The 12880-nt window shown below is 57.8% G+C and carries 16 protein-coding genes; 7 read left to right on the forward strand and 9 right to left on the reverse strand.

The features are described from left to right. Positions 1 to 215: 215 nt before the first annotated feature. The 4 genes from arsB to AZE99_RS14395 are packed head-to-tail and all read right to left on the reverse strand — an operon-like array spanning position 216 to position 2571. Positions 216 to 1283: an ACR3 family arsenite efflux transporter gene (gene arsB / locus AZE99_RS14380; RefSeq protein WP_067202514.1), complete on the reverse strand. Its 1068-nt coding sequence runs from the start codon at positions 1281 to 1283 to the stop codon at positions 216 to 218. Between the two features lie 3 nt (positions 1284 to 1286). Next, positions 1287 to 1793, reverse strand: coding sequence for an arsenate reductase ArsC (locus tag AZE99_RS14385; protein ID WP_067202517.1), 507 nt, complete (start codon positions 1791 to 1793; stop codon positions 1287 to 1289). Continuing rightward, entirely contained in the window at positions 1790 to 2245 is a 456-nt protein-coding gene (locus AZE99_RS14390) for an ArsI/CadI family heavy metal resistance metalloenzyme (protein WP_067202519.1), read from the reverse strand. The genes AZE99_RS14385 and AZE99_RS14390 overlap by 4 nt, the downstream gene beginning before the upstream one ends. Continuing rightward, positions 2242 to 2571: an ArsR/SmtB family transcription factor gene (locus tag AZE99_RS14395; protein WP_067202522.1), complete on the reverse strand. Its 330-nt coding sequence runs from the start codon at positions 2569 to 2571 to the stop codon at positions 2242 to 2244. Before AZE99_RS14395 ends, AZE99_RS14390 begins: the two co-directional genes overlap by 4 nt. 181 nt (positions 2572 to 2752) lie before the next feature. On the opposite strand from AZE99_RS14395, the gene AZE99_RS14400 reads away from it, so the two are divergent. The 3 genes from AZE99_RS14400 (at position 2753) to AZE99_RS14410 (ending at position 4910) form a co-directional block, all read left to right on the forward strand. Beyond that, positions 2753 to 3625, forward strand: a complete 873-nt coding sequence (locus AZE99_RS14400; RefSeq protein WP_067203740.1) for an alpha/beta fold hydrolase — start codon at positions 2753 to 2755, stop codon at positions 3623 to 3625. Positions 3626 to 3804: 179 nt separating this feature from the next. Further along, a complete protein-coding gene (locus AZE99_RS14405) occupies positions 3805 to 4365 on the forward strand; it encodes a flavodoxin domain-containing protein (protein WP_067202525.1) in 561 nt (186 codons plus the stop codon). Then, entirely contained in the window at positions 4362 to 4910 is a 549-nt protein-coding gene (locus tag AZE99_RS14410; protein ID WP_067202529.1) for a cytochrome b, read from the forward strand. Before AZE99_RS14405 ends, AZE99_RS14410 begins: the two co-directional genes overlap by 4 nt. A gap of 42 nt (positions 4911 to 4952) precedes the next feature. On the opposite strand, the gene AZE99_RS14415 is transcribed toward AZE99_RS14410, so the two are convergent. The 3 genes from AZE99_RS14415 to AZE99_RS14425 all read right to left on the reverse strand — a co-directional run bounded on the left by AZE99_RS14415 (position 4953) and on the right by AZE99_RS14425 (position 8188). After that, positions 4953 to 6524: a cisplatin damage response ATP-dependent DNA ligase gene (locus tag AZE99_RS14415; protein WP_067202532.1), complete on the reverse strand. Its 1572-nt coding sequence runs from the start codon at positions 6522 to 6524 to the stop codon at positions 4953 to 4955. After that, on the reverse strand, positions 6524 to 7525 hold the full coding sequence (locus AZE99_RS14420; RefSeq protein WP_067202536.1) for a ligase-associated DNA damage response exonuclease: 1002 nt from the start codon (positions 7523 to 7525) through the stop codon (positions 6524 to 6526). The genes AZE99_RS14415 and AZE99_RS14420 overlap by 1 nt, the downstream gene beginning before the upstream one ends. Positions 7526 to 7777: 252 nt before the next feature. Beyond that, positions 7778 to 8188 (reverse strand): hypothetical protein, encoded by a 411-nt coding sequence (locus tag AZE99_RS14425; protein ID WP_067202539.1) that lies wholly within the window; start codon positions 8186 to 8188, stop codon positions 7778 to 7780. Between the two features lie 361 nt (positions 8189 to 8549). On the opposite strand from AZE99_RS14425, the gene ribB reads away from it, so the two are divergent. Both ribB and ribH read left to right on the forward strand, forming a co-directional pair. Continuing rightward, positions 8550 to 9866 (forward strand): 3,4-dihydroxy-2-butanone-4-phosphate synthase, encoded by a 1317-nt coding sequence (ribB, locus tag AZE99_RS14430; protein WP_067202542.1) that lies wholly within the window; start codon positions 8550 to 8552, stop codon positions 9864 to 9866. A 193-nt stretch (positions 9867 to 10059) separates the two neighbouring features. Beyond that, positions 10060 to 10482 (forward strand): 6,7-dimethyl-8-ribityllumazine synthase, encoded by a 423-nt coding sequence (gene ribH / locus AZE99_RS14435; protein WP_067202545.1) that lies wholly within the window; start codon positions 10060 to 10062, stop codon positions 10480 to 10482. A 52-nt stretch (positions 10483 to 10534) separates the two neighbouring features. On the opposite strand, the gene AZE99_RS14440 is transcribed toward ribH, so the two are convergent. Continuing rightward, on the reverse strand, positions 10535 to 11056 hold the full coding sequence (locus AZE99_RS14440; protein WP_067202549.1) for a hypothetical protein: 522 nt from the start codon (positions 11054 to 11056) through the stop codon (positions 10535 to 10537). 188 nt (positions 11057 to 11244) lie between these two features. Beyond that, positions 11245 to 11811 carry a type 1 glutamine amidotransferase domain-containing protein gene (locus AZE99_RS14445; protein WP_067202551.1) on the reverse strand — a complete coding sequence of 189 codons (567 nt, stop codon included), beginning with the start codon at positions 11809 to 11811 and terminating at the stop codon, positions 11245 to 11247. Between the two features lie 271 nt (positions 11812 to 12082). Between AZE99_RS14445 and AZE99_RS14450 the strand changes: the two genes are divergently transcribed. Both AZE99_RS14450 and AZE99_RS16450 read left to right on the forward strand, forming a co-directional pair. Next, the gene (locus tag AZE99_RS14450) at positions 12083 to 12571 is read left to right on the forward strand and encodes a Dps family protein (protein WP_067202555.1); all 489 of its coding nucleotides are present in this window, start codon (positions 12083 to 12085) and stop codon (positions 12569 to 12571) included. A 46-nt stretch (positions 12572 to 12617) separates the two neighbouring features. Continuing rightward, on the forward strand, positions 12618 to 12743 hold the full coding sequence (locus AZE99_RS16450; protein ID WP_257721887.1) for a hypothetical protein: 126 nt from the start codon (positions 12618 to 12620) through the stop codon (positions 12741 to 12743). Positions 12744 to 12880 lie beyond the last annotated feature (137 nt).

Raw genomic sequence — 12880 nt, forward strand, 5'->3', positions numbered from 1 at the left:
CAAACAATAATTGGAAATTCCGTAAAAAGGGCGAATTCTGGCGCGACAAAGCCTAAGCATAATGCCTTGCCGTCGGCCTTGCCGCTGATGCTACGACATCAGTTTAGTGATCCCGATGACTATCTCGGCGGACAAATGCTCATGCCGATCTGCCGGAAGTCAAAAACCCCCTACCAGAAACAAGCAATCCGGAAGCGCCCGCGCAATTGCGAATGTTAGGCCGGCACGAATTTGGGCCGCGTCCGGTTGGCAAAGGCGACCAGCGACAGCATCACCGGTACTTCCACCAATACGCCGACCACGGTGGCGAGGGCAGCGCCGCTGCCCAGCCCGAACACGCCGATGGCCACGGCCACGGCCAGTTCGAAGAAATTGGAGGTGCCGATCAGGGCACAGGGAGCCGCGACATTATGCGGCACTTTCCAGGCCCAGGCGGCGGCATAGGTGACGAAGAATATGCCATAGCTCTGGATAATGATCGGAACGGCGATCAGCGCGATCAGCAGCGGCTGGGTCACGATCGTCTGCGCCTGGAATGCGAATAGCAGCACCACCGTGAACAGCAGCCCGAGAATGGAAAGCGGTTTGACCCGCCCGGTAAAGGCGGTGATGGCCGCTTCCCCGTCACTTGACCGGGCGAGCAATGTCCGGCGAGTCAGCGCGCCGGCGACCAGCGGGATCACAACATAAAGCACGACCGACAGCAGTAAGGTTTCCCATGGCACGGCGATATCGGTGACGCCGAGCAGCAGCGCGACAATCGGCGCGAAGGCAAAGATCATGATGATATCATTCACCGACACCTGCACCAGCGTATAGGCGGGATCGCCTCTGGTCATTTGCGACCAGACAAAGACCATCGCCGTACAGGGCGCGGCGCCCAGCAGGATCAGCCCGGCGATATATTGCTGCGCATCATCGGCGGACATCAGCCCGGCGAATATATATTGGAAAAAGAGTACCGCCAGCGCCGCCATGGTGAACGGCTTGACCAGCCAGTTGACGACTATGGTGATGAACAGGCCTTTCGGCTTTTCGCCAATATGCTTCAAGCTGGCAAAGTCGACGCCGACCATCATCGGATAAATCATTGCCCAGATCAGCACCGCCACCACCAGATTGACCGAGGCATATTCCAGCCGGGCAAGACTGGCGACCGCATCGGGCGCGATATTGCCGATCAGCAGGCCAAGCAGGATCGCCGCAGTGACCCAGGCTGACAGCCATTTTTCAAACAGGCCCAGTCCGGCATCGGCCGGGGTTTCAAGCGGTTGCGTTGCCATTTTTCAAACCTCGGCTTTTTCTGCGCCAATTTCCCTGAGCCGGTTCTGCAGGCTCATTTGGTCGATGCTTTCCAGCGGCAGGGCCAGAAACAGGCTGATCCGGTTGAACATCATTCGATAGGCTTCGGCGAAGGCGGCGCGCTTTTCTGCTTCGCTGCCGGTTACCGCCGCCGGATCGGCTATGCCCCAATGGGCGGTCATCGGCTGGCCCGGCCAGACCGGACAGGTTTCGCCGGCGGCATTGTCGCAAACGGTGAAGACAAAATCGAGCCGGGGTGCTTCGGCTCCCGAAAATTCGTCCCAGTTCTTGGAACGCAGGCCTTCAATGGGGTGGCCCATTATCTTGAGCAGATCGAGAGAATAGGGATGAACCTTGCCAGCCGGATTGCTGCCAGCGCTATAGGCCCTGAAACGCCCCTGGCCTTCGCTCTGCAATATCGCTTCCGCCAATATCGACCGGGCAGAATTGCCGGTGCAGAGAAACAGGGCATTATAGACCCGGTCGCTCATGACAGGGCTGCTTTTGACGGCGCGCAGCAGCTGGTTTCGGACGCATTTTCCGATACGGCGGAAAGTTCGGGTGCATCGCCATAGACCACGGATTCGCCATTGGTGTAAAAGGCTTCCCAGACGACACCATCCGGATCGGATATCCAGCTCTTCTCGGACTGTGCATAGCAGCAGGTGGTCTGTCCCTCTTCCAGCAGCGGTGCATCGGCCTTGCGCAGACGGGTGAAAACCTGTTGCAATTCTTCCGGATTTTCGGCCTGGATGCCGAGATGTTCAATGCCCTTGGTCGCGTGATTTTCCGATGAAATGGCAAAATTGACGCGCGGATCGTCGAGCATCCATTTGGCATAATCATCTTTTGTCACCGTTGGTGCGGCATCAAAAAGCGTCGAGTAAAATTCTATCGAGGCGTCGAGATTGTCGACGCCGACATGAATGTGCATCCGTTTCATTGGCAGAGCCTTTCAAGTTGATTGGTAATGGGCGCGCAATCGTCACCGGAACAGCAATTTTCCAGCAGGAAGGCGATCAGGCCGTTCATCGCAGCAAGATTGGCGCGGTAGATGATCAGGCGGCTGTCGCGCTTTGAGGAGACAAGGTCCGCGCGCGACAGGGTCGACAGATGGGAAGACATGGTATTTTGCGGAACATCCAGCCGCTTGGCGATCTCCCCCGCTGGCAAGCCCGTCGGCTCATGGCGCACCAGCAGCTTGAAAACATCCAGCCGGGTATTTTGCGCGAGGGCGCCAAGCGCCTCTATTGCTTTAATCGAATCCATATATCGGTATATGTAGATATATGGATGGTTTGTAAAGAGGGATATTGGATTTATCTGTTGTCGCCCCGGTCTCCCGGATGAAATGAAGATTGTGCGCCCTCTGCCTTGACAGATGCTTGTCGAACCCCGCTGCGCCGATTAGAGGTAGAACTTAAATCTCCCTTTCCCGATGGAAACCCCGATGACCCTGAACGGCCCCGCCTCGCACAGCTATTTCTCCCAGCGACTAAAGCTCCATTATGCCGACTGGGGCAATGAGGACAAGCCGCCGCTGATCCTGCTCCACGGCGGCCGGGATCATTGCCGCAACTGGGACTGGACCGCGCAGGCGCTGCGCGATGACTGGCATATCATCTGCCCCGACGTCCGCGGTCATGGCGACAGCCAGTGGAGCACCGATGGCCATTATGCGACGATGGCGATGGTCACCGATCTGGCGCAGCTGATCCATCAGCTCGACCTGTCGCCGGTGACGATTGTCGCGCACAGCATGGGCGGCAATATCGCGCTGCGCTATACAGGCCTCTATCCCGACACGGTGCGCAAGCTGGTCGCAATCGAGGGGCTTGGCCCCAGCCCCGATATGCTCGCCGAGCGGGATAAGGTCGGTCAGGTACAACGGGTGCGTGACAGCATTGAAGAAAAGCGCAAGGCCGCCGGTCGTCAGGTCAAACGCTACCCGACATTCGAGGACGCCCTGAAACGCATGCAGGAAGCCAACCAGCATCTCTCCGACGAGCAGGCCCGGCACCTGACCACGCACGCGGTGATCCGCAACGAGGATGGCAGCTATAGCTGGAAGTTCGATCCCTATGTGCAGCACTGGGACAGCATCGATCTGTCACAGAAGACTATTCACGAATTGTGGGGCAATATCAGCTGCCCGACCCAGCTTCATTATGGTGCCGACAGCTGGGCCAGCAATCCGGAGAAAGACGGCCGGATGCAATATTTCGGCGACAATGTGTCGGTGAAGGAATTTGCCGATGCCGGCCACTGGCTGCACCATGACCAGTTCGCGCTGTTCGTCGAGACTTTAAACGAATTTTTGTGATTATTCGATCGATGTCTCGATCATTCCTCATGGTTACAGTGGCCTAATTTTTCTCATCGCCTGAAATCAAGTGCGCTGTCACCGCGCGTCTTTGGCTATTTCAATCAGACGTCACCGTAATTGACCTTAATTGCGTATTTGCAGCATGTTTGCAGTATAGGGTGAGGAGGCGATGAATAGTGAACGGCGCGATATTTTACGCAACCCGATATGGCAGCACGGCGCAATATGCCGACTGGATTTCCGATGCGACCGGGATTCCAGCGTTTGACGCGAACAAGACTGACGCCGATCCATCCCTTTACGACTTCGTCGTCATCGGCGCCCCGGTGATTTACCACAAGCTACCAATCCGGCACTGGGTCATGCAAAAAATGCTGTCCTTGGAAACCAGACCTGTCTTGTTCTTCACCGTTTCCGGCGCCCCGGCAGGGGCAAAGCTCGACCGCTGGATCGCCAACAGCCTGCCCGAGGCCCTGATTCAGCAAATGACCCATTTTGCCCTCCGTGGCCGTCAAAATCCCAGAGACCTCTCCTGGTTTGATCGCATCATGCTCGTCATCGGTGGTCTGACAAACCCGGATCGCGGCGCAGGCCGAGAGGAGTTGAAGGGCTTTGACTTTATGGACAAGTCTAGCATTGAGCCGATGGTACAGGCGATTCAGCACCTGCAATCGCGTGATGCGGTACGGCTGGAGATTGATAATGATCAACCACGAGAGATAAGAGGACAGATATGACTGCCACCCAAGCCCATGCGCGCTACGCCCGCCTTTCGATTTTTCTCCACTGGGCGATGCTGCTGCTGATCACGGCAGTCTATAGCTGCATCCTGTTGCGCGAATCATTTCCCCGGGGCAGCGACCTGCGCGAAGGCCTTAAGATGTGGCATTTCATGCTCGGTCTGTCGGTGCTGGCGCTGGTGATCATCCGGATCGTCGCCCGGCTGCTGACCACCAAGCCGCCGATCAAGCCCGAACCGCCTGCGTGGCAAATGCTGTTGGCCAAGGTAACGCATCTTGCGCTTTATGCTTTCATGCTGGCAATGCCGATTGCCGGCTGGCTGATCCTCAGCAGCGCTGACAAGACCATCCCATTCTTCGGTCTCGAGCTCCCCGCGCTGGTGGCACCGGACAAGGCGCTGGCCGAACAAATCGAGGAGTTGCACGAAACGGTAGGAACCATCGGGTATTTTCTGATCGGACTGCACGCGCTGGCGGCACTGTTCCATCATTATGTGGTCAAGGATAATACGCTCAAGCGGATGCTTCCCGGCAAGCGCTAGGCGTGGCAGCAAGACAACGATTTCTGTCTGATCTGCTAGAGTTCAGGAAATCATCCCCCGCAATGTAACAATCCTGTCCGCCTCTTCCGCCGGCTTGTCCTTGCGGATGCGGTGGATGCGCGGGAAGCGCATGGCGAGGCCGGATTTGTGGCGGCCGCTTTCGTGGATGGAATCGAACGCGACTTCCAGCACCAGCGATTTCTTCACCTCGCGGACCGGCCCGAAGCGGTTCAACGTGTTCTGGCGGACGAAGCGGTCGAGCCATTTCAGCTCTTCGTCGGTGAAACCGGAATAGGCCTTGCCGACCGGCAACAGTTCGCCATCCTCGGTCCAGCAGCCAAATGTATAGTCGGAATAGAAGGACGCCCGCCGCCCGTTGCCGCGCTGCGCGTACATCATCACGCAGTCGGCGTTCAGCGGGTCGCGTTTCCATTTATACCAGTGACCGGTAACCCGGCCGGCCAGATAGGGGCTCTCCCTCCGCTTCAGCATCACGCCCTCGATCGCCGCGTCGCGAGCCCCGGCGCGCATGACTTCCAGCGCGGCGAAATCGTCGACATCGACCACCGCCGACAGATCGAAATGATCCGCGTTGAGTGTGGGGACAAAGCGCTCGAGCCGCTGGCGCCGCTCGTGCCAGGGCGACAGGCGCAGGTCGTCTTCCCCGTCCATCAGCAGATCATAGACCCGGACAAAGGCGGGAAACTCCTGCCGCATTTTCTTCGAGACGGTCTTGCGCCCCAGGCGCTTCTGCAGCGCATTGAAACTTGCCGCCTCGCCGCCCTGATCGGTGCCGCGAACCAGCAGTTCGCCGTCGATCACACCGTCACGGTCGAATGCCTCGACTATATCGGGAAAAGACGCGCTGATATCATCGCCGCCGCGGCTGTAGAGCCGGGTTTCACCGCCGAGATGCACCGCCTGCACGCGGATGCCGTCCCATTTCCACTCAACCGCATATTGCCCAAGATCGAGACTGTCGCCTTCAAATGGATGGGAAAGCATGAACGGACGAAAGAAAGGCGTCGCCGAAAGATCCGGGCGATCACCACCCTGCTCCGCCCATTTAAACAGCGCCTCATAAGGCGGGTCGAGCGCGTGCCAGAGCTCCTCGACATCGTCGAGCGCCACGTCAAAGGCCTGCGCGAAAGCGGTCTTGGCTAACCGTGCCGAGACACCGACCCGCATCCCGCCGACCGCCAGCTTGAGCATTGCATAGCGGCTGTTGCTATCCATGCTGTCGAGCAGGTCCGCGACGATATCGGGAGCGGTCGCGCGATTGGCGGCTGACAGCGCCTGCACCACTTCGTCGATGGTCGGGTCGCTCTGCTCCCGCCCCTCCGCTTCCGGCCAGACCAGCGCCACGGTTTCGGCGGTATCACCGACATGATGGCGCGACAGGCGGAACAGTTCCGGATCGATCCGCGTTCCGGCCAGATTGCGGATGGTGGCGGATTTGACCGCCGGAAAGTCGAGGCTGTCGGTCAGCGCCGCCAGTGCCCAGCCGCGATCGGGGTCGGGCGTCTCGCGCAAATTGGTTGAGATCGCCGCCAGCTTGGCGTTGCGCGATCTGGTGTAGATCAGACTGTCGATCAGGGCGGCAAAGCGGCGCATCAACCGTCATCCCCTTCTTCGCGTCCGACCATCGCCAGCGCCCGCGCCCTGATCTGGTGCAGCTCGCACCAGCGCAGCAGGCCGTCCTCGCTGCCATGGGTGATCCAGGTTTCCTTCGGCGCCAGTTCGCGGATGGTTTCGGTCAGCTCGTCCCAGTCGGCATGATCGGAGATGACCAGAGGAATCTCGACCCCGCGCTGCCGCGCCCGCCCGCGCACCCGCATCCAGCCGGACGCCATGGCGGTCACGGGATTGGGCAGCCGGCGGCTCCATTTGTCGGTCAGCGCCGAGGGCGGAGCGATGATGATCTGGCCGCGCATCTCGTCCTTCGGCGTGTCCATCACCAGCCGCAATTCGCCCAGCGACACGCCAAGCTCTTCATAAAGTTCACACATCCGGACCTGCGCCCCGTGCAAATAGATCGGTTTGTCCCAACCGGCCCGGCGCAGCTCGGCAATCACCCGCTGCGCCTTGCCCAGCGCATAGGCGCCGATCAATATGCTGCTGTCCGGCTCGGCTTCCAGCCGCGCGAAGATCTTGGCGATCTCGCCCGCAATCGGGGGATGCTGGAACACCGGCAAACCAAAGGTCGCTTCGGTAATGAATATATCGCACGGCACCAGCTCGAACGGCGCGCAGGTCGGGTCGGGGCGGCGCTTGTAATCGCCGGTGACGACCACCCGCTCGCCCTGATATTCCATCAGCACCTGCGCCGAGCCCAGCACATGGCCGGCCGAATGCAGGCTGAACCGCACGCCGCCGCGCTCGAACCCCTCGCCATAAGCAATCGGCGTCCCCGCCTCGGTCCCATAGCGCAAGCCCATGATCGCCAGCGTCTCCGGCGTCGCCCAGACATCGCCATGACCACCGCGCGCGTGATCGGCATGGCCATGGGTCACCACCGCATTTTCCTTCGACACGGACGGATCGATCCAGACTTCGGCAGGCCGCACATAAATGCCCTGCGGATGGGGTTCGATCCAGTGTTTCGCTTTTGCCATGGTGTAAAAGCGTATTGGGTCGGGAAAGGTTCCGGTCAAGGGGAAGGGGGGAAGCAGGCCGCAATCAGCCCCTCCTCTTCAGAGGAGGGGTTGGGGTGGTGGCGATGCGCCAGCATCGCTCGCGCCAGCGAACATTTCTGGCCCCGACAGCAACGGAATCGGAAGGAAGGCTTTCCGACGAGAGAAACCACCCCAACCCCTCCTTTAAAAAGGAGGGGCTTGAAAGAAGTGCACTGTCACCGCGATAAATAATTACAAACCCTCGTTTCTATGGGCCAGCTTAGTAATATCAGGGAGTTTTAACCACCGACTGAGGGCGTTATCAGGCATGGAATCTCTTGCAATATTCCAATATTGTTCTTCATCTGAATCGTTTTTTTCAATTAACGAAACATACAGCTGGCAATAGGCTTTAACATACCGAACATTTTCGTCCATACCAGCAAGTTCGGGTTTGCTCAGATGATCAATAACGATATTGAACTGCTCTTTTGCACAGCCGCTTTTGCCATCTAAGATCAACAAAGTTCCCAAAAACGCACGATGCATCGAACTGAGTTCGGGAATTTTACCAAGCGAGTTCAACGCAGCGTTGACGTTTCCCTTATCACAAAAGGATTGAGCTCTCGTCCAGTGAAATGCTGTCGCAATTTTCTTTTTCATCAAAAGCCTATTAAATCACCTTTTCGCCAAGCGTCAAAGAATTGAGGTGACTTTGAAATTTGGGAATCTCGACACCAACCCTACCCGCCCCAAACAACAAACCCCCGCTTTCCTACATCACCCCAACAATGCTAAAACCCGAATATGAACAAAACACCTCATATCCGCCCCAAAACCGGCCAATGGCCGCTTTTATCAACCAGCAGATTTTCAATTCTATAACCCTGTAAAGTGTGTAAAGTTTGAAATATAATTTCGCACTCCGCCTCCCAGCATGTGACCCCAATGTGATATTCTCCCTAGACCAATCACATTGCAATGTGATAGTCGATTCGCAACATCACATTGAAAAGGCAAGTCCATGAGCAAGCTTCTTATAGATCAACTGATCGAACTGATCGATTCCGGCGAAGAAACCCGTGCGGGCCTCGCCCGTGCTGCCGGCCTCCATGCCAACAGCCTGCGCAGCCTGGGGCAGGATGACTGGAACCCGACGGCGGAAACGCTGGGCAAGCTGGAGGCTTATCTGGCGCGCGGCGGTAACAGTGTCATGGCGACGGCGGAAGAGATTATCAACGAGGCGCGCAACGGCCGCATGTATATCCTGGTCGACGACGAGGATCGCGAGAATGAAGGCGACCTGATCATCCCGGCGCAGATGGCGACCCCCGATGCGATCAATTTCATGGCCAAATATGGCCGCGGGCTGATCTGCCTGGCGATGTCGCGCGACCGGGTCGAGGAACTCGGCCTCGACATGATGAGCGCGAACAATCGCGGTGCCTATGAAACCGCCTTCACCACCTCGATCGAGGCGCGCGACGGCGTCACCACCGGGATCAGCGCCGCCGACCGCGCGCGCACGGTCGCCGTGGCAATCGACCGGACCAAAGGCAAGGACGAGATTGTCACCCCCGGCCATGTCTTCCCCTTGCAGGCCCGCAACGGCGGTGTGCTGGTCCGCGCCGGCCATACCGAAGCGGCGGTCGATGTGTCGCGGCTGGCTGGCCTCAATCCGGCTGGCGTGATCTGCGAGATCATGAAGGATGACGGCGAGATGGCGCGGCTCGACGATCTGATCGAATTTGCCCAGCATCACGGCATGAGAATTGGCACGATCCGCGACCTGATCGCCTATCGCCTGCGCCACGACCATCTGACCGAGCGCCGCGAAGAAGCGCGCTTCACCAGCCAATGGGGCGGAGAATGGAATGCAATGACATTCTATAATAGCGCAACCGAGAGCGAGCAGATCGTCCTGCAGAAGGGTCATATCGATCCGGACAAGCCAACATTGGTGCGGATGCATGCGACGGCGATCTTTCCCGACCTGTTCGGACAGGAAACCGGCCGCGCCAATATGATCCAGGAATCGATGAAGATCATCGGGGAAGAAGGCGCCGGCATCATCGTATTCATCAGCCCGCGGGTACCCGACCTCTATTCGCGGCAGGTCCGCACGCTCGGCGGCGGCAAGCCAGCGCCAATGGATCAGCTGCGTGACTATGGTGTCGGCGCGCAGATTCTCAGCGAACTGGGCGTGCATGATATGGAACTGCTGACCAATACCAGCCATGATATGGTCGGGCTGGACGCTTACGGACTACGGATTGTCGGTCAGCGCGCTGTACCGGCCGAGAATGCCGGCAAAGACAGCAAGCAGTTGGAGACGGCATAGCCATCAACACCCCCTCCTCTTCAGAGGAGGGGATCAAGGGGTGGTGGCGATGCGCAAGCATCGCTCGCGTAAGCGACCAACCATGGTGCCGCCGGAAATGAATGGAAAAACGAAGACCTGGTCTTTGACGAGAGAAACCACCCCAACCCCTCCTTTGAAAAGGAGGGGCTCTAGAAACAGAAAGACACATAAAATGGCAAAATTCCTGATCGTCGAAGCGCGTTTTTACGACCATCTCAACGACATGCTGATCGAGGGTGCGACCGAGGCGCTGAAAGCAGCGGGCCACGAACATGAGCTCCTCACCGTACCCGGTGCGCTGGAAATTCCCGGTGCTATCTCCATGGCGATCGACAGCGATCTCTATGATGGCTTTGTCGCGATCGGCGTCGTGATCCGCGGCGAAACCTATCATTTCGAGATTGTTGCCGGCGAAAGCGCCCGCGGGCTCATGGCCCTGTCAATGGATGGCGCAGCGATCGGCAATGGCATCATTACCGTCGAAAACGAAGAACAGGCGCTGGCCCGTGCCGACAAGACCCGCAAGAACAAGGGCGGCGAGGCCGCTCAGGCAGCGATTGCAATGTATGAATTGGCTTTGAAGTTTACGAACTGATGCGGCAGCGGGCACGATCACTCGTGCCCGCGACCACTATAGACAGAAGGCGTTATTGTGTGCCGGCGATTGCCGCTTTGAATTCGTCTTCGGTCATCGTGATGGAAACCTCGCCATCGGCCTGAGCCATGAAGGCAGCGACGGGCAATTTTACGGCCTGGCCGCCATGATCGACGGTCACATATTCGGCATCTTTCGCCTCAATGGTACCAATCACCGCAGCTCCGGTTACGGATTTGACTTCGGTACCCGGCGTCAGGCTGGCCAGCAATTGCGCCTTGGCGTCGGCAGCCGCTTTTTCTATCGCTGCATCCAGATCAGCCTTCGTCATCATGATCGACAGGCCAGTGTCTGTTTTCGCGAAGGCATTGGTCGCAAGCGCAGCCTTGTTCTTGCCGGTATCCACGACAACTGCGCCATCGCTTACCGAATCCACTGTACCAACGGCATCACCATTGGGACCGACAACCTTCATACCAACCTGGGCTTCGACAGCCGGAGCGGCTTCTTGTGCCATGGCCGGTGTCGCGGCGAGCAATGCTGCGCCTGTCATGAGGGTTAGAAAATTCTTCATATTTTATTCCTTAAAATTATAAAAATCGCATTATCCAATACAGGCTGATCGCTAAAAAACGGCGGCCAGCTTTGTTAAGGCGATTGAGGCAGGTTGAGCCATGGGCAGGACAAAAGGCGAGTGCGCCGCGATCGGCCACAAAAGGCCGGCTCCGCGAGAGCCGGCCCCTGCGTCAATCCCCGGACCGATCAGGCCGCTTTTTGTGTCCGCTTGTGGAGACCTTCCCGAACCTCCTCGATGATCTTGGCGCTGAACGCATCCAGATCACCGGGATCGCGGGAGGTGATCAGGCCGTTGTCGACCACTACTTCGCTATCCTCGAACCTGGCCCCGGCATTGATCAGATCGGTCTTGATCGATTTATAGCCAGTGACATTGCGCCCTTGCACCAGATCCGCCTCGATCAGCAGCCATGGGGCATGACAGATGGCGGCAATCGGTTTGCCAGCGTTGAAAAAGGCTTTCACGAAGTCGACTGCCTTGTCTTCCGCCCGCAATATGTCCGGGTTCATCTGTCCGCCGGGCAGGACCAGCGCGTCGAAATCGCTTTCGCTGGCCTTGTCCAAAGTCATGTCGACCGCGATGCTCTCGCCCCAGTCTTTCTCGTCCCAGCTTTTGATCGAGCCGGATTCCAGCGACACGATGGTGATCTCGGCACCCGCCTCACTAAGTTGTTTCCGTGGTTCGAAAAGCTCCGATTTCTCAAAACCGTCCGTCGCCAGGATTGCTATTTTTGCGTTTGAAATGTTCGTCATTTCTGTCGTCCTTTCGTTGGGGGTTACAACAAGTCTACGCAGCGGCGAGAGAATTGGTTCCGCTAAAATTGAAAGCCGGTGCCGGTGCTTCTTCCCCTTTCCTGCCTTCCCTGCTGGCTGCCGGATATTTCTGGCGAGCGGGCTGGTGACGCTCGTTTGGCGTGGCCTGAACGATGGCCCGCAAGGAACCAAATGAAGGTCGACGCGTAATCATTCTCAGGAACCGCGCTCCGCCAGTTCGTCGAGCGCATCAGAGAGAAAGGAAGACCATATGACTATTCAAACTGGAGATCTTCGCGAAATGAAGACCGACATTAAAAAGGTGGACCGGGCCGAAATGGCCGAGAAACTGGGGAAAGCCCTGGCGTCCAGCTATGTGCTCTATCATAAGACCCAGTCGGTTCACTGGAATGTTACCGGCCCTCAGTTTCTTGGTATCCACAAGCTGACCGAAGGCCAGTATGAAGACCTTGCCGCATCAATCGATGAAATCGCCGAAAGGATTCGGGCTCTTGGCGCGAAGACGCCGGTTGGCCTTTCCACCTATATCGAGAATAGCGCGATCGAAGACAAAGTGGAATGCGGCGATGTCAAAGCCATGCTCAAGCAGCTGTCAGGCGATGCGATCACCGTGGCCAACCAGATGCGGGAATTTGTAAAAACCGCCGAAGAGGCCGACGATGTTTTTACCGCGGATCTGCTGACCGCACGGATCGGCGTGCTGGAAGAATCATCATGGATGCTGTCGGCCAGCATCTAGCCAGCGCGCAATTCATCCCCGGCAAATATAAAATCAGGAACATTCTATGAAAAAACAGTTGGACAAGACCAGCGCCCGTCAGGGCTTTACCACCCGCCACATGATCATCGTGCTGGGCCTATCAACCCTGTTCGCGATCGTAGCGCTAGCCGCTGTCACCGGCTTTTTCTAACCGCGATCCCACGCGTTACCAAGTGCGCCTGCCCGCTCCTGCCTCGCGCCGGGGCGGGCCTTTTTCTAGCCCTCATTTCCCCGCATTATCCTGTTGTCCGGCACTTCTAGTGAACAATTCTCTACGCAGAGATTCTC

This window comes from Sphingorhabdus sp. M41 (assembly GCF_001586275.1).
In the GTDB taxonomy this organism is placed as follows: Bacteria; Pseudomonadota; Alphaproteobacteria; order Sphingomonadales; family Sphingomonadaceae; genus Parasphingorhabdus.

Bases quoted from the DNA above. Each gene is read 5' to 3' on its own strand.
- arsB (WP_067202514.1), bottom strand. From the start codon at position 1,283: ATGGCAACGCAACCGCTTGAAACCCCGGCCGATGCCGGACTGGGCCTG.
- AZE99_RS14385 (WP_067202517.1), bottom strand. From the start codon at position 1,793: ATGAGCGACCGGGTCTATAATGCCCTGTTTCTCTGCACCGGCAATTCT.
- AZE99_RS14390 (WP_067202519.1), bottom strand. From the start codon at position 2,245: ATGAAACGGATGCACATTCATGTCGGCGTCGACAATCTCGACGCCTCG.
- AZE99_RS14395 (WP_067202522.1), bottom strand. From the start codon at position 2,571: ATGGATTCGATTAAAGCAATAGAGGCGCTTGGCGCCCTCGCGCAAAAT.
- AZE99_RS14400 (WP_067203740.1), top strand. From the start codon at position 2,753: ATGACCCTGAACGGCCCCGCCTCGCACAGCTATTTCTCCCAGCGACTA.
- AZE99_RS14410 (WP_067202529.1), top strand. From the start codon at position 4,362: ATGACTGCCACCCAAGCCCATGCGCGCTACGCCCGCCTTTCGATTTTT.
- AZE99_RS14415 (WP_067202532.1), bottom strand. From the start codon at position 6,524: ATGCGCCGCTTTGCCGCCCTGATCGACAGTCTGATCTACACCAGATCG.
- AZE99_RS14420 (WP_067202536.1), bottom strand. From the start codon at position 7,525: ATGGCAAAAGCGAAACACTGGATCGAACCCCATCCGCAGGGCATTTAT.
- AZE99_RS14425 (WP_067202539.1), bottom strand. From the start codon at position 8,188: ATGAAAAAGAAAATTGCGACAGCATTTCACTGGACGAGAGCTCAATCC.
- ribB (WP_067202542.1), top strand. From the start codon at position 8,550: ATGAGCAAGCTTCTTATAGATCAACTGATCGAACTGATCGATTCCGGC.
- ribH (WP_067202545.1), top strand. From the start codon at position 10,060: ATGGCAAAATTCCTGATCGTCGAAGCGCGTTTTTACGACCATCTCAAC.
- AZE99_RS14440 (WP_067202549.1), bottom strand. From the start codon at position 11,056: ATGAAGAATTTTCTAACCCTCATGACAGGCGCAGCATTGCTCGCCGCG.
- AZE99_RS14445 (WP_067202551.1), bottom strand. From the start codon at position 11,811: ATGACGAACATTTCAAACGCAAAAATAGCAATCCTGGCGACGGACGGT.
- AZE99_RS14450 (WP_067202555.1), top strand. From the start codon at position 12,083: ATGACTATTCAAACTGGAGATCTTCGCGAAATGAAGACCGACATTAAA.
- AZE99_RS16450 (WP_257721887.1), top strand. From the start codon at position 12,618: ATGAAAAAACAGTTGGACAAGACCAGCGCCCGTCAGGGCTTTACCACC.